Genomic DNA, 19,671 nt, shown 5'->3' with positions numbered 1-19,671 from the left:
AAAGGCCCTAGTCGGGCCCTAGTAAAGTCTACGGGTATTGCCATCAGGCTAGCCCTCAATAGCACCAAGAATATGGCGCGATGCGCGAATTATTCAAGGCGCGCGACTATTTGCCCTGCTTCGCTTTCAAGAGCGCCGCCCCGAGCGCCCCCATCGAATTCCCGGCGTCAGGCTTATCGCGTTGATTGCGCCCGCCTTTTGGCGCCCTCGAGGCTTTTTTATCGCGCAGCTCGCTCGCGCTACCCTCACTTTCGATTTCATCGCTTAGCCGCATGGAGAGCCCAACGCGCTTGCGCGGTATATCCACGCTCATCACTTTCACCGTGACGATATCGCCGGCCTTCACGACGGTTCTGGGGTCTTCGACGTATTTATCCGACAGCGCCGAGATATGCACCAGCCCATCCTGGTGCACGCCGATATCCACGAACGCGCCGAAGTGGGTGACGTTGGTGACCGTGCCTTCGAGCACCATGGCAAGGCGCAGGTCGCTGAGTTTCTCGACGCCTTCACGGAACTCCGCGGCCTTGAACTCCGGGCGCGGGTCGCGGCCGGGCTTGTCCAGCTCCTTGAAGATGTCGCTGATCGTCGGCACACCGAAGCGCTCGTCGGCGAACGTCGCCGGGTTCAGCCCCTTGAGCGTCTGGCTATCGCCGATCAGGCCCTTCACCTCTCGCCCGCTTTCGCGCGCGATGCGCCCGACCACCGGGTAGGCTTCCGGGTGAACGCCGCTTGCATCCAGCGGGTTCTCGGCGTCGTGAATACGCAGAAAGCCGGCGCACTGCTCGAAGGTTTTCGGCCCCAGCCGGCTGACGTCCAGAAGCGCCTTGCGGCTCTTGAACGCCCCGTGCTGGTTACGCTGGGCGACGATGTTCTCTGCGATCACCGCCGAGAGCCCCGCCACGCGCGATAAAAGCGCGCTGGAGGCGGTATTGAGATCCACCCCGACCGCGTTCACGCAGTCCTCGATCACGGCCTCCAGGCTTCTGGAAAGCTGAACCTGAGACACGTCGTGCTGGTACTGGCCCACGCCGATCGACTTCGGCTCGATCTTCACCAGCTCCGCGAGCGGGTCCTGCAGGCGCCGGGCGATGGAGACCGCGCCGCGCACGGTGACGTCGAGATCCGGAAGCTCGCGGGAGGCGTACTCGGAGGCCGAATAGACCGAAGCGCCCGCCTCGGACACCATCACCTTGCTCAGGCGCTGCTCCGGGGCCAGGGCTTTCACCAACTCGCCGGCGAGCTTATCGGTTTCGCGGCTGGCGGTGCCGTTACCCACGGCGATCAGCTCGACGTTATGGCGCTTGATCAGTTTAGTGAGTTCGGAAAGTGACTCATCCCAGCGGTTTTGCGGCGCATGAGGATAGACGGTGGCCTGGTCGACGAACTGGCCCGTGGCGTCCACCACCGCGACCTTGCAGCCGGTGCGCAGGCCCGGGTCCAGCGCCAGCGTGACCTTCTGGCCCGCCGGGGCGGCCAACAGCAAGTCCTTGAGGTTGGCGGCGAACACGTCGATGGCGGTCTGCTCGGCCTGCTCGCGAAGCCGGCCCAGAAGCTCGGTCTCCAGCGCCGTGTAGAGCTTCACCCGCCAAGTCCAGCGGACTACTTCCATCAGCCACTTGTCCGCCGCGCGCCCTTCGTCACGAACGCCGACCTGTTTGGCGATGGCGACCTGGGCCGGGTGCACCGGCGCCTCCTCCTCACCCGGCAGGCGAATGGCCAGGCTCAGCACGCCTTCGTTGCGCCCGCGAAACATCGCCAGCGCCCGGTGTGAAGGCACTTTTGCCAGTTTTTCATCGTGTTCGAAGTAATCCGAGAACTTGGCACCTTCGTTGGCCTTGCCGTCCAACATCCGCGCGCTCAGCTCGCCCTCGTCCCAGAGCCGCTCACGCAGCCGGCCGATCAGCTCCGGGTCCTCGGCGAAGCGCTCCATGAGAATCTGCTTGGCGCCGTCGAGTGCGGCCTTGGCGTCTTCGATGGCCGGCGTGTCGCCCTCGGCGGCGCGCAGATAGCCCTGCGCCTCTCGCTCGGGGTCGAGTGTCGGGTCGGCCAGCAGCGCGTTTGCCAGCGGCTCGAGCCCGGCTTCGCGGGCGATCTGCGCCTTGGTGCGCCGCTTTTTCTTGAACGGCAGGTACAAGTCTTCCAGGCGCTGCTTGGTGTCAGCGGCGTCGATGCGCGCTTTCAGCGGGCCATCGAGCTTACCCTGCTCATCGATGGCACTGATCACCGCGGCTCGGCGCTCCTCAAGCTCGCGCAGGTAGCGAAGCCGCTCGTCGAGATTTCGAAGCTGGCTGTCGTCCAGCGCCCCGGTGACTTCCTTGCGGTAGCGGGCGATAAAGGGAACCGTCGCGCCTTCGTCCAACAGCGCCACCGTGGCGCTGACCTGCTGCGTTTTCACGCCGAGCTCGTCGGCCAGGCGCGAAATAATCCGTTGATTCACATCCATACGTGCCACTAACTCATGCCGGCTTTTAAATGCCGACACGGTATCACAAAGCCATGGCGCTGGCATGAAATGTCGCGCCGCTGAGCAAGGCTTCTCAAGCGCCCAACGAAAAGGGGCAGCGCCTGCGCGCTGCCCCTTTTCTACCTCAACACCGCTACCTCACATCGATCAGGTCAGCTGCGGGCCGGCCTTGATGATTGCCTCGTCCACGCCTTCGAACTTCTTGAAGTTTTCGACGAACTTGGTGGCGAGTTCCTGCTGGTGGCGATCGAAGGCACTCTGATCTTCCCAGGTGTCGCGCGGGTTCAGAAGGCTCGAGTCGACGCCAGGAACGGCGGTAGGCACGGCGAGGTTCAAGCCGTCGATGTGGCGGGTTTCGATATCGCGCAGCACGCCGGACTGAATCGCACTGATGATCGCGCGGGTGGTCGGGATCGAGAAGCGCGAGCCGCCTTCACCGTAAGCGCCACCCGTCCAACCGGTGTTGACCAGATAGACCTGAGCGTCCTTCTTCTCGACGCGCTTGATCAGAAGATCGGCGTATTCACGCGCCGGGCGCGGGAAGAACGGCGCACCGAAGCAGGTGGAGAACGTCGCGGCCAGGCCCTCAGAAGACCCCATCTCGGTCGAGCCGACCTTGGCGGTGTAGCCGGAAAGGAAGTGGTACGCCGCGGCTTCCTTGGAGAGGACTGATACCGGCGGCAGCACCCCGGACATGTCGCAAGTCAGAAACACGATGGCGCTCGGCTCACCGGCCAGATTCTCCGGCACGCGCTTCTCGACGTGCTCCAGCGGGTAGGCGGCGCGGGAGTTCTGGGTCAGGCTGTCGTCGGCATAGTCAGGCGTGCGGCGGTCATCGAGCACCACGTTTTCGAGCACGGTGCCGAACTTGATGGCGTTCCAGATCACCGGCTCGTTCTTCTCGGAGAGATCGATGCACTTGGCGTAGCAGCCGCCTTCCATGTTGAAGACGATGTCGTCGCCCCAGGCGTGCTCGTCGTCGCCGATCAGGTAGCGGCCCTGGTCGGCGGAGAGCGTGGTCTTGCCGGTACCGGAAAGGCCGAAGAACAGGCACGTCTCGCCATCCTCGCCCACGTTGGCCGAGCAGTGCATCGGCAGCACGTCGGAGGCCGGCAGCAGGAAGTTCTGCACCGAGAACATCGCCTTTTTCATTTCACCGGCGTAGCGCATGCCGGCGATCAGCACCTTCTTCTGGGCGAAATTGATGATCACGGTGCCGTCGGAGTTGGTACCGTCGCGGCTCGGGTCGCACTCGAAGCCTGCGGCGTTGAGAATCGTCCAGGCCTCCTTGCCCGCCGGGTTGTAGGCGGTGGGGCGAACGAACATGGTGCGGCCAAACAGGTTCTGCCAGGCGGTTTCGGTGGTAATGCGTACCGGCAGATAGTGGGTGGTGTCGCTGCCCACGTGAAGCTCGGCGACGAAGTGCTCGTCACCGCCCAGGTACTCTTCCACCCGCGCCCAGAGCGCGTCGAACTTGTCGGCATCGAAGGGACGGTTGACGCTGCCCCAGTCGATGTCATCGCGGGTGGTCGGCTCATCGACGATGAAGCGGTCCTTGGGTGAGCGTCCGGTACGTTCGCCGGTGTTGACGACCAGGGCGCCGTCCGCCGAGAGGCGGCCTTCACCCCGGGCCACGGCGCGCTCGATCAGTTCGGCGCTGCCAAGGTTGATGTGGGCGTGGGGGGCGGCTTGAGTCGTGGTCATGTCAGTTCCTGGGCCAAGGGCCGATTCTCGATATGAATGCTCGGCGCGAGTGCTCGATACACAGCCAACGGGGGCTGGACCTTGCGCTGAAAGGGGTCGCGTCGCCGCTCAGCGAGCGGGCCGAGCGCTGAAGACCGGCGCATTATGGCAAAAAGAAAGCCCCCGTCAAACGGGGGCTTGGCATGCCTTTTTTGTAGTTAAACTACTACAATCCGGGCCATTTTCGTGCTGCACTGCAGTAACTTTTCAAACGCACGTTCGCCTCTGGTCACAAACCCCGCTTGCTGACTGGGCCGGCGCCGATCAACCGAGCCAACGCGTTTAAAGCGCGGCGACTACACGATCAGTGAATGACCGGCGCCGAGCTGCCGGGATCGTCGATCAACGCCTCGATTTCTGCCGCAGTGTAGTGATATTTCGTGTGGCAGAAGTGGCACTGCGTCTCGATCGAGCCCTGCTCTTTTAGAATATCCTTGAGCTCCGCCTCGCCCAGGGAGTAAAGCGCATGGCTCATGCGCTCACGCGAGCAGGTGCAGCCAAAGCGCAGGGCCTTGGGGTCGAACACACGCACCGTCTCTTCGTGATAGAGCCGGTAGAGCACCTCGCGCTGCTCGAGCCCTAGAAGCTCTTCTCGCTTGATCGTGTCGGCCAAATGTACGCTGCGCTCCCAGGCATCGATATCCTGATTCTGCGAAGCGTCCGGCAGACGCTGAAGCAAAAGCCCGCCCGCGCGTTCGCCGTCGGCGGCGAGCCACAGCCTCGTGGGCAGCTGCTCGGACTGGCTGAAGTAGGCTTCCAGGCACTTTGCCAGCGTGTCGAACTCCAGCGCCACGATGCCCTGGTAACGCTTGCCCTCTTTCGGGTCCAGCGTGATGACGATCTGGCCTTCGCCGACCAGATCGCGAAAGCCGGCCGAGTCATCGGGCAGCGCGCCCTCTTCGTTCAAGCGCGCAATGGCGCGCAGCTCGCCGCCGGGGTTGGATTCTGCCATCAAAAGCGACAGATCGCCCTGACCGCGCACTTCGATACTGAGCGTACCGTCGAGTTTGACCGTATCGGTCAATAGCGCCACGGCGGCCAGAAGCTCGCCGAGCAGCGCGTTGACCGCGTCCGGGTAGGCGTGGCGGCTCAGCACTTCGTGGTAGGTATCGGCAAGGGTCACGATTTCGCCGCGCACGTTGGTTTGGTCGAACATGAAACGCTGGATCTGATCAGACATAAAAGGCCATCGAAGGAGTGGTTAAAACAGTGGAAAAAGAGAGTAGAGCGTCAATGGGTGAGATGGGCGGACGAGCGCCGCCAGGGGCTACTCGCCCTGATGACGCTGAAAACGCTGGATCTCGCGGCGCTGCTTTTTGTCCGGACGCTTCAGGGGGTGCTGCATGACCTCGTTATTGAGGCGGCGCGCTTCGGTCTCCTTGGCGCGTCTGGCCTGGCTCTGCTCGGTTTCGGCGTAAAGCGTTTGCGCCTCCGGGGCGCCGCGGCGCTGATCCGAGAGTTTTACCACCTCGACCTCGTAAATGTCCCAGCCCTGGGGCACGCGAATCAGCGCGCCAACTTCCACGTTCTTGCTGGTTTTCACGCGGTCGCCGTCGTAGTGCACCTTGCCACCTTCGATGGCTTTTTTAGCCAGTGCCCGGGTCTTGAAAAACCGCGCGGCCCAGAGCCACTTGTCCAGGCGAACGCTATCACTCATTAAGGCTCTCCTTGCTGTGCCGGTAAGTCATCGGGAAGCAGTTGGGCGAATCGGTCCAAAGCAACGAACTCCTGAAGCGCTTTTTCGGGGCGCTGGCTGTCGGGCTGTTTGATCCCCATCAGGTACTTGATACCGAACTCCCGGGCGCTTTCGAGCACGCTCGGGTTGTCGTCGATGAACAGCGTCCGCTGCGGGTCGAACGGCTCGCGCTCTTGAAGCGCGAACCAGAACGCCTGCTCCTCCTTGGCCGCGCCCACGTCTTCCGATGAGATGATGGCGTCGAGGTACTTTTCCAACCCCGTCAGCGGCAGTTTCAGACCTAAACTGGCCCGGTCGGCGTTGGTAGCCAGCACCACCCTGGGGTGCGCGTTCTTGAGCCAGGTCAAAAAATCCAGCGCGTCGCTGCGAAAACCGATCAGATGCTGAATCTCGCGCTTGAGCGCCACGACGTCGACATCGAGCTCCTGGCTCCAGTAAGCGAGACTGTACCAGTTGAGCGTGCCCTGCTCGCCGATGATGCGCGCCTTGAGCGTGTCTTGAGTGGCCTGGTCGAGCTTGTGTAGCTCGCCGTAGCGCTTGGGCAGATGCTCGAGCCAGAAGTGGCTGTCAAAGTGCAAGTCCAGCAGCGTGCCGTCCATATCGAGCAGGACGGTGTCGATCTCGCGCCAATTAATCATGGCCACTCCGGTGTTGAAAAGAGAGTCGAAACGGTAAGCGTGCTATTGTAGCGCACGGCGTTTTGTCCAGCCATGGAGGCCTCATGTCCCGTCAAGATCCCATCAAACCGCACATTCTGGGCCGCGAAAGCGTCGCAAAAAGCCAGCTCTTTCACGTCGAGGCGCTGGATTTGCGCTTCTCCAACGGTGAACAGCGCCGCTTCGAGCGCCTGAGCGGCAGCGACCGCCCTGCCGTGATGATCGTCGCGATGCCGGACCCGGATCACGTGCTGCTGATTCGCGAATACGCCGCCGGTTTCGAGGAGTACGTGCTGACGCTGCCCAAGGGGCTGGTCGACCCGGGCGAGGACATCCTCACCGCCGCCAACCGCGAGCTGATGGAAGAGTGTGGCGTCGGGGCACACCAGCTGGAGCCGCTGGTCGAGCTCTCTTTAGCACCGAACTACATGCGCCACCGTATCCAGGTGGTGCTGGCCACCGACTTGTATGAAAAGCGCCTGCCCGGCGACGAGCCGGAGCCGCTGATTGTGGAAACGCACGCCCTCGAAGAGCTGCCCGCGCTTTTGCTGCGCGAGGATTTCCACGAAGCCCGCGCCATCGCCGCGCTCTACATCGCCCGCGATAAACTGCGTGACGAAAAGCGCTTTGACAGCACGGAACTGATTTAAACCCCACATTACAATTTTTGCAGGCGGGTTTTGAACATGAGTATGGGTGGAACAGCCACAGTTCGCGCTCTCTCGAACCGAGCATTCGCCCTTAGGCACCCGCTTTACCCAAGGCGCCTGTTGGCGCCATTCCCCCGCTGAAGCGGGCTCCTACACGGGACGGCAAGCCTTCAAAATGTCCCAAAGCACAGGGTTACGAACTTGGCAGGAGCAAGCGCCAGCTAGCGACCTCTCGCATCGGGCACCCAGGCGCTTGCTTCCTGCCTAACCCAAGGCGCCTGTTGGCGCCATTCGCCCGCTGAAGCGGGCTCCTACAGGGGACGGCAAGCCTTCAAAATGTCCCAAAGCACGGGGTTACGAAACCTGGTAGGAGCAAGCGCCAGCTAGCGATCTCTCGAACCGGACACACACCCTTACTGCCCGGCTCAAACCGGGCACGCCCGTCTAGTAAGCGGGAAGCGCGGGGCTCGATCTTTTCAGCGACTGGTTGACCCGCGCAAGTTTCTCGAGCGAGGCCTGGATGTTCTCCTCCTGAGCGCCCTTCAAACGGAACGCATCGACCACGTTGGCAAGCTCGAATACTTCGACGGTGAGGTTGTCAGCGGAGTCGGCGATCATCTGCACCTTGTGGGCGTTTTGCTGGGTCGTGCTGTCCATTTCGGCGATCGCGCCGTTGATCTGGCTGATCCCACTACTCTGCTCATCGGAGGCGCTGGTGATGGACGCCATCAGCTCGCTGACCTGACTCACCTGGCGCATGACATTTTCGATCGATTTTTCCGCCTGCTGCACCGCGGTGCGCCCGCCGTCGACTTCCTCGGTGGCGCTGTCGATCATACGGCGAATCTCCTGGGCGGCGTCGGCGGAGCGTCCGGCAAGACTTCGCACCTCGCTTGCCACCACCGCGAAGCCGCGACCGTGCTCGCCGGCGCGCGCCGCCTCGACGGAGGCGTTGAGCGCGAGAATGTTGGTCTGGAAGGCAATACCGTCGATCACGCCGATCATTTCGGTCATCTTGTCGGCGCTGTCGGCGATACGCTGCATGCGCTCGACGAGCTGCTCCATCTGTTTGCGCGTGTCGCGGGTGCTGGTGGCGTTTTGCTCGGCAAGGTCGCTTGCCTGACGGGCGTTTTCGGTGTTTTGCGCCACGGTCGCCGTCATCTGCACCATGCTGGAGGCAGTCTCCGCCAGCGAACTCGCCTGCTGGCCGGTGCGTTGGGAAAGCACGTCGTTCTCTTCGGCGATCTGCTCGACCGCCGGCGTCACTACAGAAACGCGGCTTTCGACCTCGCCTACCACCGCCGCCAGGCTAAAGCGCATCGTATCCAGCGAGTAGAGCAGATTGCCAAGCTCGTCGCTTCCCTGCTTTTGGGCGCGCGCGGCCAGGTTGCCGGCCGCCACCTGAAAGGTCATGTGGCGGGCGCCTTCCAGCCCCTTGAAGATCGAGCGTAGAATCACGATGCTGAGCCCCACCAGGGCCAAAAGCCCCACGACGATCAGTACCAGCTGGGCAACGAGCATCTGCTCACGGTCGCGGTGCGCCTCCTGGACCAGCGCCTGGGCGTCGGCACGTTCCTGCTCGACGAGCTGATCCGAAAGCTCTCGAAGCGTGCCGGTAGCCGGCAAGGCGGTATCGTTGAACGCCTCAAAAGCGGCAAAATTGCTGCCGGCGCCAAGTGCTGCCATCGTCTGATTCAGCGCGGCGCTCCACTGTCTCAGCGTGCCATCGAAGGCTTGTATGACCGTGTCCGCGGCGTCCTCGGCGGCCAGGTACGCGCTCCACCGGGTGTCGATTTCAACCAGCTGCTGCTGGGCGCTCGCCGTGATGGCCGCAATGTCGGCCCCTCGGGGGTTGCGCACGGCAGGCTCCACCTGCTGCACGGTTTCACTCACCCGCCGCTCGATGCTTTGTAGATTAGCGATCGACTGAAGTCCGCCGTCGTCGAGCCGTGCCAAACGATCGCCGGCGTTGACCAGCCCGTATACACCAAGCGCCCCGGCAAGCCCCAGCAGCACCATCGCCACGACCACCATGCCGGTCAGTCGCGCTCTAAGGCTTCCAAGCTGAAAGCGGCCAAGCAGGCCCATCACGCCCTTGCGCTGTATGGCGCCCCCGCTCACGCGGTAGCGTCTCGAGGCGCCCTTTTCGCGAAGCTCCGAATAGACGTTTTCCGCCAGCGCGATGGCCTCAGGCTGCGCCTTGCGTCGCACCGAGGTGTAGCCAACGATACGGTCGCCATCGCGAAGCGCGGCGACCGTGGCGTTCACCCAGTAGTGGTCGCCATTCTTGCGCCGGTTCTTGACGTGGCCCTGCCAGGTGTTGCCTGCCTTGATGGTGTGCCAGAAATCCTTGAACGCCGCCTCGGGCATGTCTGGGTGACGAATCATGTTATGGGGCGAGCCCATCAGCTCGTCACGGGAATAGCCGCTGACCTCGACGAACGCGGCACTGGCGTAGGTGACGTTTCCCTCCAGATCCGAACGGGAAATCAAAACGGTCTCGTCGCCGAGCACGTACTCTTTTTGAGTCACAGGTTGATTGTTTCGCACCTTGGATTCCCGTCAACAATTATTAAAGTTGGGTTTGAGGCATTATCCTGATCCTCCCAAGGTTTAATTCGCCGAATAGGCATAAAAAAAGCCACTCTTTTTAATGAGAGTGGCGTATTAAAGTTATCAGTCTAACGTTTTAGCGCTATTTACTTGAACACGATATTGGCCACGTCCTTATAGCGGTTGGCGAAGTGAACGGTCATGCCCTCTTTCAGGTAATCCGGCAGCTCATCGTAATCGCGGCGGTTGGGCTCGGGCAGAATCACCTCGAAGATATCGCTGCGCCGCGCGGCGATGACCTTCTCGCGAATGCCGCCCACCGGCAGCACCTGACCGGTCAGCGTGAGCTCGCCGGTCATCGCCAAAGGCCGGTCGATCGCCTTGTTGATCGCCAGCGATAACAGCGCCGTGGTCATGGTCACGCCGGCAGAAGGCCCATCCTTGGGTGTGGCGCCTTCCGGTACGTGCAGGTGCACGAACGCCTTGTCGAAGAACTCGGGGTCGGCGCCGTACTCCTTCAAGTGCCCCAGCGTGTAGCTGTAAGCGATGTTGGCAGACTCTTGCATCACATCGCCAAGCTTTCCGGTCAGCTTGAAGCCGCGGTCCAGCGAATGCACCTTGCCCGCCTCGATGGGAAGCGTCGCCCCGCCCATCGAGGTCCAGGCAAGGCCCGTCACCACGCCCTGGCCCTTGAGCACCTTCTCCTTACGGAACAGCGGCGCGCCGAGAAACTCCTCGAGGTTTTTGACCGAAATTTTCACCGTCTCTTCCGGCGACTCCAGAAGTTTCACCGTCGACTTACGCACGATGCGGTGAAGCTGCTTTTCGAGCTGACGCACCCCGGCTTCGCGGGCGTAACCTTCGATGACCTGCTTGAGCGCGGCGTCGGTCAGGTTGATGCGCTTTTTCGGCAGTTTGTTGCGCTCGAGAAGCTTCGGCCACAGGTGATGCTTGGCAATGTCCATCTTCTCTTCGGCGATATAGCCGGACAGGCGAATCTGCTCCATGCGATCCAGCAGCGGCCCCGGAATCGAGTCCAGCGTATTGGCGGTGCAGACGAACAGCACTTTCGAGAGATCCATACGCACGTCGAGGTAATGATCGAGAAAATCGACGTTCTGCTCCGGGTCGAGCACTTCCAGAAGCGCCGAGGCCGGGTCTCCCTGGAAGGACTGGCCGAGCTTGTCGATCTCGTCGAGCATGATCACCGGGTTTTCGACCTCGACCTCCTTGAAGGCCTGGACGAGCTTGCCCGGCATCGCGCCGACGTAGGTGCGCCGGTGGCCCTTGATCTCGGCCTCGTCGCGCATGCCGCCCACCGAGAAGCGGTAGAACTTGCGCCCCAAGGCCTCGGCGATCGAGCGGCCCACGGAGGTCTTGCCCACCCCGGGGGGGCCGACCAGCAGCACGATCGAACCACCGACATCGCCCTTGAAGGTACCTTCGGCGAGAAATTCGACGATGCGCTCCTTCACGTCCCCAAGCCCATCATGGTCGCGATCGAGCACCTGGCGGGCGTGGTTCAAGTCCAGCTTGTCTTCACTGGTGATGCCCCAGGGCAGCGACGTCAGCCAGTCGAGGTAGTTACGGGTGGTGCCGTACTCCGGCGAGCCGGTTTCCAGCACGCTGAGCTTTTCGAGTTCGTCATCGATGCGGCCCTGAACGCGCTCGGGCACCTGGAGCGCTTTCAAGCGTTCGCGGAAGGTGTCGACATCGTTTTCCCGATCGCCCTTGGAAATCCCCAGCTCGCGCTGGATGACCTTGAGCTGCTCACGCAAGAAGAACTCGCGCTGGCGCTCCTGCATCTGCGCGTTGACCTGCTCGCTGATCTCGCTTTGCAGCCTGGCGACATCGATCTCCTTGCGCAAAAGCGGCAGCACCTTGTGCATGCGATCCGCCACCGGCAGGGTCGCCAACGCGTCCTGTAGCTCCGGGCCCTTGGCCGAGGTGATCGCTGCGGCGAAGTCGGTCAGCGGGCCGGGCTGATTGGGGCTAAAGCGGTTGAGATAGTGCTTGAGCTCCTCGCCGTAAAGCGGGTTGATCGGCAACAGTTCCTTGATGCCGTTGATGATCGCCATGGCATACGCGCGGGTCTCTTCGTCCTCGGCATCGACCGGCTCCTTGGGGTAGCTCACTTCGACCAGATACGGCGGCTCTTTCGAGAGCCAGCGCTGAATCTTGAAGCGGCGCACGCCCTGGGCGATGAACTGGATCTGCTGGTCTTCGCTTTTGAGCTTATGGACCTTGACCGCGGTGCCGATGGCGGGAAAGTCGCCCTCATGAAGTGAATCGATGCCCTGCTCGCCCACGAAGGCGACACCCAACGTGTGGTGCGGGGTATTGCCGACCCGGCGCATGGTCTCTTCCCAGCGATCCTTATTGATGACCAGCGGCTGCACCTGGGCGGGAAAGAAGGGGCGATTGTGGATCGGGAGCAGGTAGATACGCTCCGGGAGCATATCGCTGGCCGAGACGAGCGAGTGAACCCGCTCGCCATCGGAGCGATGTTCGTCGGCGCGATGCTCGTCGTCCTGAGCGGTATCGTCATCGCCGACGTCTTCGTCGGTCAACCAAACGGGTGAATCGTTATCGTGTTCATGATCCTGGTCGCTCATGCGCCCTCCATCGACTGAGACTGACGGCCACGCCGTCTGGCATGTTCAATGGAATGTGGGCAGCGCGATGAAACTTCAACCCTTGGGCAGATAACCGTATCGCGCCAGGGGTGCCCCGCACCGGTCAGCGAACAGCGAGTTACTGGGGCAATAGCTCGGGCAGCGGCCGTCCGTTGACCCGCCAGCTGCCGCGAATGACGTCGAACTGCAGCTCCTGGGTGCCCAACGGCAGGCCCAGCCAGAGCGCGGCGACCGTGGGCGCGTCGTACCAGACGAAGTCCCCGTCGAGCCGGTCGCGCCAGCGCCAGCGGGTTTTGGCGTCGTTCAGATCCTCGAGGCGGAGCGCATCGAGGCGGCGGCCGTCGAAAAAAAGCGCGCCGTCGGCGGCGACATCGATACCCAGCAGCGGGCTCTCGAGCTGGATGCGGGTCACGTCAAGGCGTGGAGAGTCGCTTAGAAGCTGCAGCACCTCCGGCTCGATGCGCGCCATGACGCCTTCGGCCATCGGCCGCTCCGGGTCGCCCCAGGCGGCTTCCTGGCGCAGGCGGCGAATGATCTGACGCACCGCGTCGGCGTTGAGCCTTGAAAGCTCCGCCTCGATCTCGCCGCTCACAAGCGGCGTATCCGGCGCTTCGCTGGGTACGTGCACATCCCCCAGCGCCAGCCGCCCTTTCAGACGCAGCTCGCTTTCATCCAGGACCATCTGGCTTTGCACTTCAGTCGGGGCAACGGTGATCTCGTATCCCGGATAAAAGAGCGTGGTGGATTCGACGGTAAGATGGTCGCGCTGGGCGAAGTGGTAGGCGTCTTCGATATAGGTGTAGCGGCTTTCCAGTACCGTCGGGCCAAAGCGCAGGTAGGCCGGCCCATCGCTTAGCGTGAGCTGATCGAACAGCGCGCGAAGGCGCCAGTCGCCGAATACGCCCTCCAGCCGCAGGCGCGCGCCGCGCACATCGAGCTCGCGCCCGCTTTGCTGAATGACGAACGGCGCCAGCGCCAGGCGCAGTTCGCTCTTGCCGCTCAGCGTATGGTAGCGCCCCTGCCAGCGCGGCAGCGACAGCGCCGACACCTCGCCCACTGCCTTTTGCAAAGCGCTTCCCAGGCGCGGCACCAGCGTGCCCTGAACGTCGGTACTCAAAAGCCCGTGGCGGGCATCGTAGGTGACTTCCAACTGCCAGGGCCTGCCCAGCAGCGGCGATAGCAAAAGCCGTCCCTGAGACGAGAGCCAGCCGGGGCGACTCTCCGGGCGGCTGACGCGCCACTCGCCGCGCGCTTCCAGATCCTCCAGCGCCTGGCTCAGGCTGCGCTCGAACAGAACGCTCGAGATCAACTGCGCGACGGCCCAAACGAGCGACGCCACGACGATGATCGGGACTATAAGACGTTCCTTGCGCATGCCATCTCCCTGGATAGCCGAAATCAGGCGCCCTCTTCCAACGTGCCGGGCCGCTGCGTGACCGTGCTGCTTTTGTTGCGTATTGCTTGTGTTGCGTATTGCCTGGGTTACGCGCTGCTTTAGCCACGTATATGGATAATCACCTTATTGCTTTTACACGCTAAGGCCAAACGCATCACCCTGAACACGACGCTTTAAAGCGTAATACCGCCCCGTGACACCGGCATGAAAGACCCGGTTCTGGCCTAGTGCAGCCAGAACCACAGGTGCATGGTGCTCCAGGCATAGATGCCCGCCATGACATCGTCGATCATGATGCCAAAGCCGCCGGCGACCCGCCGGTCGGCCCAGCGGATCGGCCAGGGTTTGAAAACATCGAAGATGCGAAACACGATGAACCCCCAAAGCGCCGCCTCCCAGGAGAACGGTACCGCCGCCATGGTGATCCAGTAGCCGACGAACTCGTCCCAGACGATGCCCGAATGGTCGTGAACGCCCAGATCGTGGGAGGTCTTGTCGCACAGCCACACGCCCACGATGAAGGCGACCAGCACCACGCTCAAATACCAGCCCAGCGGCAGATCCGCCATGATCCAGTAAAACGGAATGGCCGCCAGCGTGCCAAAGGTACCCGGCGCCCAGGGCACCATGCCGCTACCCAGGCCGAAGGCGAAAAAGTGCGTGGGGCGTCGCCAGACGCTTGATGGAGCCTTGATCATGGCCGCCCCCGATGAAAATGCTGCCAGCCTGGCGCCGCGTCCGCCGGCACGCCATAAACGCCCGGCGCCTCGCAGCAGCGCCCGATCACAGAAAGCGCGAGCCCTATCTCCGCCAGCGCCTTTTGGGCCTTTTCAAGCTCACCGGGTGCCAGCGTCACCAGCAGCTCGTAGTCGTCGCCGCCGCCGAGCATGGCGGCCTGCGCCTGCTCCTCGCCCAGCGCCTCGATCAGGCCCTCGGCGGTGGGCAGCGCATCCATATCGAGCTCGGCGCCCACGTTCGACGCCTGGCGCAAATGGCCGAGATCGGCCAGCAGCCCATCGGAGATATCAAGTGCGGCACTGGCGATGCCGCGCAGCGCAATACCTGCCTCGAGCCGGGGCTCGGGCAGCAGGTAGCGCTTTAACAGCGGGTGCGCCAGATCGCGCTCGCCGCGCTGCCAAAGCGCAAGCCCTCCGGCGCCGCCGCCAAGCGCCCCGGTCACGGCGATCAAATCGCTCGGGCGGGCGCCAGCGCGGGTGAGCGCTTGTCCTTTGGGCACCTCGCCCATCACGGTCACGCTGATGCCAAGCGGCCCGCGGGTCACGTCCCCGCCTGCCAGCACCGTTTGGTGGCGATCGCAAAGCGCGTGGAACCCCCGGCCAAAGCCTTCGAGCCAGCACGCGGCGGCGGCTTCGTCTTCAAACGCACCGCCAGGCGTTGTCAGCGCCATCAAACACCAGCGCGAACGCGCGCCCATCGCGGCCAGATCGCTCAAGGCCACCGCCAGCGCGCGATGGCCGATGGCCTTTGCGGGGGCATCGGATGGAAAATGAACGTCCGCGTTCGAGGTGTCCACACTTACCGCGAGTTCAAAGCCCGCCTGCGGGATCAAAAGCGCCGCATCGTCGCCGCCGCCCAGCGCCACGCCGCGATCGAGCGCGGCGGGCGCGGGCTTTAGAAACCGTTCAATGAGTTCGAATTCGCCAAACACAATGGCCCCTTAACGCAATTCAAGCGCTGCGCCTTACAGGCGGCGAGCGCTGACCTCGGCACTGCGTAAGCGATTCGCCAGCTTATCGAGGATGCCGTTGACGTACTTGTGGCCATCGGTCGCGCCGAAGGATTTAGCCAGCTCCACGCCTTCGTTGATCGCCACGCGGTAAGGCACTTCCGGGCGCTTGGCGAGCTCATAAGCGCCCAGGCGCAAAATGGCCAGCTCCACCGCGTCGAGATCCTCGAGGCGACGATCCAGAAGCGGCGCGATTTCGCGGTCGAGCTCACTCTTGTGGCGCACGGTTTCGTGCAACAGCGTATGGAACAGTGCCTTGTCGGCAATCTCCATCACCTTGACCCAGTTTTCGTGGTCTTCCAGGTCATCGTCGGCGAGCTGGCTTCTAAATTCCGCCTCGACGGTGGTGGCGGACTTGCCGGTCATGTCCCACTGATAGAGCGCTTGAACGGTCAGTTCGCGCGCGGCGCGACGAGCCTGTTGGGCGGCGCTTTGCTTACGCTCCGGACGCTCGCTCATGAGTCGTCTCCGGGCAGGGCACGCAAGAGCGAGACCATTTCCATGGCGGCCATCGCAGCCTCGGTGCCCTTGTTGCCCGCCTTGGTGCCGGCGCGCTCGATCGCCTGCTCGATGGACTCCACGGTCAATACCCCGTTGGCCACCGGCGTATCGAATTCGAGCTGCAGGTGGTTGATGGCCGTATTGCAGCCGCCGGCCACGTACTCGAAGTGCGGCGTGCCGCCGCGAATCACCGCGCCCAGCGCAATGACCGCCTCGGGCTTCATGGTCTTGAGCACGCGCTTGACCGCCAGCGGAAGCTCCCAGGCGCCGGGCACGTGGACGATATGAATATTGTCGGCATCGACGCCGTGACGCGTCAGGCTATCGACCGCGCCTTCGACGAGGCTATCGACCACGTGATGGTTGAACCGCCCAACGACGATTACGTAGCGCCCGTCGACATCGACGAAGCTGCCTTCAACTTGCATAAGGGATTGCATCTCTTTCATCCTACTCAATAAGCGTATCAGAACGTCTCACACGGACGCTGAATCGGTGCCGTTGTCGGGGCTCACCAGCTCGACCACTTCCAGGTCGAACCCCGACAGCGCTGAAAACTTCCACGGCGAGCTCAGAAGGCGCATTTTGCCCACGCCCAGATGGCGCAGAATCTGCGACCCGGTGCCGATGGTCAAATAGTTGCCGGAGCCGTCGGAGTCGCTGGTGCGCGGCGGCTGCACGCGTCCCAAAAAGATATCCAACTGATCCTTCAAATCCTGGGCCGGGTGACCCTCATCGATCAGCACCAGCACGCCGGCCTCTGCCGCTGCGATCTCCTCGAGCGCCCGATGGGCGTGCCAGCGCGATGACGCCTCGTGCTTGAGCCCCAGCACGTCTCTGAGCGTGTCCTCCAGGTGAACGCGCACCGTCGTCGTGGTGTCCGGCGACGGCCGCCCCTTCACCAGCGCCAGGTGGTGGCCGCCCTGCAGCCGGTCGCGAAACACGTGCAGCGCAAGCGGGCCGTGTGCGGTCGCCACCTGAGTGGTTTCGATCAGATCGACGGTCTGCTCGTTGACCATACGGTAATGAATGAGCTCGGCGATGGTGCCCATTTTGATCCCGTGCGCCCTGGCGAACACCTCGAGTTCCGGGCGGCGCGCCATGCTGCCGTCATCGTTCATGATCTCGCAGATCACCCCACTCGGGTCGCACCCGGCAAGGGCGGCCAGATCGCAAGCGGCTTCGGTGTGGCCCGCTCGGCGCAGCACGCCTCCTGGCTCGGCCATCAGCGGAAAGATGTGGCCAGGCTGAACGATATCCGCCGCGCGGGCGTTGGGTGCGGCGGCGGCCTGCACGGTGCGCGCGCGGTCGGCGGCCGAGATCCCGGTGGTGACCCCTTCGCGCGCCTCGATCGAGAGCGTGAACTTGGTGCCAAAGCCTGAGCCATTGTTGCCCACCATCAGCGGCAGGTTCAGCCGCTCGCAGCGCTCGCGCGTCATCGGCATGCAGATCAAACCACAGGCGTGGCGTGCCATGAAGTTGATATGCTCGGCCTGAACCTTCTCGGCCGCCATGATGATATCGCCTTCGTTTTCGCGATCCTCATCGTCCATGAGGATCACCATCTTGCCCTGGCGGATATCCTCGACCAGCTCGCTGATCGGGGACAAACCATCAAAAGAGGGTTGCACCATGGAAACTCCCGTAAAGTAGCCGCACCGTCGTGCGATGTTGCGCGCAGGGTACCGTGGCTGGCCCCGCCGCGCCAGATTTAGCGCGCGCAAGGCCTGGCCTGCGCGTGTCACGATCATCGAAAACGTTCTTTCAAGGCGCCACCGCGCGGGGCGTGGCGATAATGCGCCAATCATTGCCGACGGCACGAATATCCTGAATATCGAGGCGCTTTTGGTCCGCCATTTCGCTCAACCCCTGGAGGGCGAAAAGCGGTCGCGCCTCGCCCCCGAGGAGCGTCGGCGCGACAAATAGCTGCAGCTCGTCGATGAGCCCTGCATCGAGCAGGGAGCCTGCCAGGGTCGCGCCGGTTTCGACCAGCACTTCGTTGACATCATACTCGCTCGATAAAAAGCCGAGCATATCAGAAAGCGACACCCGCCCCGCCTTCACGGCGGGCATGACGTGAATGCGCGCCCCCGCCGCTTCGAGTTTTTGGCGCTTCTCTTCACTATGCGCGTCGGTCGTGATCACCAGCGTCTGGCCCGGCTCCTGCAGGCAGGCCGCGGCCAGCGGCAGGCGAAGCGTGGAGTCCATGATCACGCGAAGCGGCTGGCGGGCCACGACCGTCTCGGCGTTCTCCAGGCCCAGCTGCTCGGCGCGAACCGTCAGGCGAGCGTCGTCCAGAATGATCGACTCGACGCCGCTCAAAATGGCGCTCGAACGCGCGCGCAGTCGCTGTACCTGGCGCCGGGCCTCGGGCCCGGTGATCCACTGCGACTCGCCGGAGCCCATGGCGGTGCGCCCATCCAGGCTCATCGCCATTTTCAGGCGCACGAAGGGCACACCGCGCTGCATGCGTGAGACGAACCCCGGGTTGAGCGCGCGGGCGTCCGCCTCCAAAAGCCCCACATCGACCCGAATACCCGCGGCTTTCAAGCGCTCGATACCGCGCCCGGCCACTTTCGGGTTGGGGTCAACCATGGCCACGACCACGCGCGCCACGCCGGCCTCGACCAGCGCCTCGGCGCAAGGCCCGGTGCGCCCGGTATGCGAACAGGGCTCGAGCGATACGAACGCTGTCGCGCCGCGCGCGTTGTCGCCGGCGGCGTTAAGCGCGTGCACCTCGGCGTGGGGTTCGCCGGCGCGCTCGTGAAAGCCCTCGCCGACGACGAGGCCGTGCCCGCCCCCTTCATCGTTTTGAACGATCACGCAGCCGACCCGCGGGTTGGGGTCGGTGGTGTAAAGCCCCTTTTTGGCCAGCGTAATGGCGCGGGCCATTTGCACGTGGTCGGCGTTGGAAAACGGCGCGTCCATCAGCTCTCCTCGCGGGGCTTGCCGGCGTCGCTCTTGGGCCCCTGAGGCGCCAGGCGGTCGATCTCGGCGCGAAACTCGTCGAGATCCTGAAATTTTCGATAGACCGAGGCGAAGCGGATATAGGCCACCTGATCGAGCCCGCTGAGCGCGTTCATGACCGCCTCACCGATATCGCGGGCGTTGACTTCACGATCACCCCGGGCGCGCAGCTGCTGGCGAATGCGCTCGACCGCCGCCTCGATCGCCTCGGCGCTGACCGGGCGCTTCTCGAGCGCACGCAGCATGCCGGCGCGCAGCTTGACCTCGTCGAAGCTCTCCCGCGAGCCGTCGGACTTCACCACCCGCGGCATGATCAGCTCGGCGGTTTCGTAGGTCGTGAAGCGCTCCTGGCAGTTGGCACACTGGCGGCGCCGGCGCACCTGGTCGCCGTCGGCCACCAGGCGCGAATCGGACACCCGCGTATCATGAGCACCACAAAAAGGGCAATGCATGGCCGTTCACCTATGGTTGAAGCAGCGGTTGAAGCAGCAGCTATGGTTAAAACAGTAATGGTTAAAGCAGTAAAAGACGCACCTATTAAGGTCAACGCGCACCGGAGCCTGCGCGTCGGTACCGATGCATGATTAAAAAAGCGCGCTGCCTGACGCGCTTTTTTAATCACGGGCGCTATAAAGCCGCGCTGACAGGCGCGGGCATAA

General features: G+C 63.2%; 17 protein-coding genes. 2 read left to right on the top strand and 15 right to left on the bottom strand.

All coding sequences use genetic code 11. From position 1 onward, the window contains the following. Positions 1–106: 106 nt before the first annotated feature. The 5 genes from RN347_RS06160 to yrfG form a co-directional block, all read right to left on the bottom strand. Positions 107–2,446: a Tex family protein gene (locus RN347_RS06160; protein WP_311960556.1), complete on the bottom strand. Its 2,340-nt coding sequence runs from the start codon at positions 2,444–2,446 to the stop codon at positions 107–109. Between the two features lie 168 nt (positions 2,447–2,614). Beyond that, positions 2,615–4,171, bottom strand: coding sequence for a phosphoenolpyruvate carboxykinase (locus RN347_RS06155; RefSeq protein ID WP_311960555.1), 1,557 nt, complete (start codon positions 4,169–4,171; stop codon positions 2,615–2,617). Positions 4,172–4,514: 343 nt separating this feature from the next. Continuing rightward, positions 4,515–5,390 (bottom strand): Hsp33 family molecular chaperone HslO, encoded by an 876-nt coding sequence (gene hslO / locus RN347_RS06150; RefSeq protein WP_311960554.1) that lies wholly within the window; start codon positions 5,388–5,390, stop codon positions 4,515–4,517. Positions 5,391–5,477: 87 nt separating this feature from the next. Then, on the bottom strand, positions 5,478–5,867 hold the full coding sequence (locus RN347_RS06145; RefSeq protein WP_311960553.1) for a S4 domain-containing protein: 390 nt from the start codon (positions 5,865–5,867) through the stop codon (positions 5,478–5,480). Further along, positions 5,867–6,544, bottom strand: coding sequence for a GMP/IMP nucleotidase (gene yrfG, locus RN347_RS06140; protein ID WP_311960552.1), 678 nt, complete (start codon positions 6,542–6,544; stop codon positions 5,867–5,869). Before yrfG ends, RN347_RS06145 begins: the two co-directional genes overlap by 1 nt. An 83-nt stretch (positions 6,545–6,627) precedes the next feature. Here yrfG and nudE point away from each other — a divergent pair, with 83 nt between their 5' ends. Further along, positions 6,628–7,212, top strand: a complete 585-nt coding sequence (gene nudE / locus RN347_RS06135; RefSeq protein WP_263584475.1) for an ADP compounds hydrolase NudE — start codon at positions 6,628–6,630, stop codon at positions 7,210–7,212. Between the two features lie 444 nt (positions 7,213–7,656). Here the strand turns inward: nudE and RN347_RS06130 are convergent, their stop codons facing one another. The 10 genes from RN347_RS06130 to nrdR all read right to left on the bottom strand — a co-directional run bounded on the left by RN347_RS06130 (position 7,657) and on the right by nrdR (position 19,464). Next, positions 7,657–9,762 carry a methyl-accepting chemotaxis protein gene (locus RN347_RS06130; protein WP_311960551.1) on the bottom strand — a complete coding sequence of 702 codons (2,106 nt, stop codon included), beginning with the start codon at positions 9,760–9,762 and terminating at the stop codon, positions 7,657–7,659. Positions 9,763–9,911: 149 nt separating this feature from the next. After that, on the bottom strand, positions 9,912–12,380 hold the full coding sequence (lon, locus tag RN347_RS06125) for an endopeptidase La (RefSeq protein ID WP_311960550.1): 2,469 nt from the start codon (positions 12,378–12,380) through the stop codon (positions 9,912–9,914). 139 nt (positions 12,381–12,519) lie between these two features. Beyond that, complete coding sequence (locus RN347_RS06120; protein WP_263584478.1) at positions 12,520–13,776, bottom strand: YdgA family protein; 1,257 nt, start codon at positions 13,774–13,776, stop codon at positions 12,520–12,522. Between the two features lie 245 nt (positions 13,777–14,021). Beyond that, positions 14,022–14,495 (bottom strand): phosphatidylglycerophosphatase A, encoded by a 474-nt coding sequence (locus RN347_RS06115; protein WP_263584479.1) that lies wholly within the window; start codon positions 14,493–14,495, stop codon positions 14,022–14,024. After that, positions 14,492–15,466: a thiamine-phosphate kinase gene (gene thiL, locus RN347_RS06110; RefSeq protein WP_311960549.1), complete on the bottom strand. Its 975-nt coding sequence runs from the start codon at positions 15,464–15,466 to the stop codon at positions 14,492–14,494. The genes RN347_RS06115 and thiL overlap by 4 nt, the downstream gene beginning before the upstream one ends. Before the next feature lie 33 nt (positions 15,467–15,499). Next, positions 15,500–16,003, bottom strand: a complete 504-nt coding sequence (gene nusB / locus RN347_RS06105; protein WP_263584481.1) for a transcription antitermination factor NusB — start codon at positions 16,001–16,003, stop codon at positions 15,500–15,502. Continuing rightward, on the bottom strand, positions 16,000–16,485 hold the full coding sequence (gene ribE, locus RN347_RS06100; protein WP_252107316.1) for a 6,7-dimethyl-8-ribityllumazine synthase: 486 nt from the start codon (positions 16,483–16,485) through the stop codon (positions 16,000–16,002). Before ribE ends, nusB begins: the two co-directional genes overlap by 4 nt. Positions 16,486–16,521: 36 nt before the next feature. Continuing rightward, positions 16,522–17,679 carry a bifunctional 3,4-dihydroxy-2-butanone-4-phosphate synthase/GTP cyclohydrolase II gene (gene ribBA / locus RN347_RS06095; RefSeq protein ID WP_311960548.1) on the bottom strand — a complete coding sequence of 386 codons (1,158 nt, stop codon included), beginning with the start codon at positions 17,677–17,679 and terminating at the stop codon, positions 16,522–16,524. A 130-nt stretch (positions 17,680–17,809) separates the two neighbouring features. Continuing rightward, complete coding sequence (gene ribD / locus RN347_RS06090; protein ID WP_311960547.1) at positions 17,810–18,973, bottom strand: bifunctional diaminohydroxyphosphoribosylaminopyrimidine deaminase/5-amino-6-(5-phosphoribosylamino)uracil reductase RibD; 1,164 nt, start codon at positions 18,971–18,973, stop codon at positions 17,810–17,812. Further along, the gene (gene nrdR, locus RN347_RS06085) at positions 18,973–19,464 is read right to left on the bottom strand and encodes a transcriptional regulator NrdR (protein ID WP_311960546.1); all 492 of its coding nucleotides are present in this window, start codon (positions 19,462–19,464) and stop codon (positions 18,973–18,975) included. The genes ribD and nrdR overlap by 1 nt, the downstream gene beginning before the upstream one ends. On the opposite strand from nrdR, the gene RN347_RS06080 reads away from it, so the two are divergent. Next, entirely contained in the window at positions 19,438–19,596 is a 159-nt protein-coding gene (locus tag RN347_RS06080) for a hypothetical protein (RefSeq protein ID WP_311960871.1), read from the top strand. The genes nrdR and RN347_RS06080 overlap by 27 nt on opposite strands. Positions 19,597–19,671: the final 75 nt, after the last annotated feature.

Source organism: Halomonas sp. PAMB 3264, from assembly GCF_031954245.1.
Lineage (GTDB): Bacteria > Pseudomonadota > Gammaproteobacteria > Pseudomonadales > Halomonadaceae > Vreelandella.
This window is presented reverse-complemented; position numbering and strand designations above follow the sequence as displayed.

Excerpts from the sequence above, each read along its gene's own strand:
- RN347_RS06160 (WP_311960556.1), bottom strand. The coding sequence starts at position 2,446 with ATGGATGTGAATCAACGGATTATTTCGCGCCTGGCCGACGAGCTCGGC.
- nusB (WP_263584481.1), bottom strand. The coding sequence starts at position 16,003 with ATGAGCGAGCGTCCGGAGCGTAAGCAAAGCGCCGCCCAACAGGCTCGT.
- ribE (WP_252107316.1), bottom strand. The coding sequence starts at position 16,485 with ATGCAATCCCTTATGCAAGTTGAAGGCAGCTTCGTCGATGTCGACGGG.
- nrdR (WP_311960546.1), bottom strand. The coding sequence starts at position 19,464 with ATGCATTGCCCTTTTTGTGGTGCTCATGATACGCGGGTGTCCGATTCG.
- RN347_RS06145 (WP_311960553.1), bottom strand. The coding sequence starts at position 5,867 with ATGAGTGATAGCGTTCGCCTGGACAAGTGGCTCTGGGCCGCGCGGTTT.
- RN347_RS06115 (WP_263584479.1), bottom strand. The coding sequence starts at position 14,495 with ATGATCAAGGCTCCATCAAGCGTCTGGCGACGCCCCACGCACTTTTTC.
- RN347_RS06080 (WP_311960871.1), top strand. The coding sequence starts at position 19,438 with ATGAGCACCACAAAAAGGGCAATGCATGGCCGTTCACCTATGGTTGAA.
- yrfG (WP_311960552.1), bottom strand. The coding sequence starts at position 6,544 with ATGATTAATTGGCGCGAGATCGACACCGTCCTGCTCGATATGGACGGC.
- RN347_RS06155 (WP_311960555.1), bottom strand. The coding sequence starts at position 4,171 with ATGACCACGACTCAAGCCGCCCCCCACGCCCACATCAACCTTGGCAGC.
- nudE (WP_263584475.1), top strand. The coding sequence starts at position 6,628 with ATGTCCCGTCAAGATCCCATCAAACCGCACATTCTGGGCCGCGAAAGC.
- ribBA (WP_311960548.1), bottom strand. The coding sequence starts at position 17,679 with ATGGTGCAACCCTCTTTTGATGGTTTGTCCCCGATCAGCGAGCTGGTC.
- hslO (WP_311960554.1), bottom strand. The coding sequence starts at position 5,390 with ATGTCTGATCAGATCCAGCGTTTCATGTTCGACCAAACCAACGTGCGC.
- ribD (WP_311960547.1), bottom strand. The coding sequence starts at position 18,973 with ATGGACGCGCCGTTTTCCAACGCCGACCACGTGCAAATGGCCCGCGCC.
- RN347_RS06120 (WP_263584478.1), bottom strand. The coding sequence starts at position 13,776 with ATGCGCAAGGAACGTCTTATAGTCCCGATCATCGTCGTGGCGTCGCTC.
- lon (WP_311960550.1), bottom strand. The coding sequence starts at position 12,380 with ATGAGCGACCAGGATCATGAACACGATAACGATTCACCCGTTTGGTTG.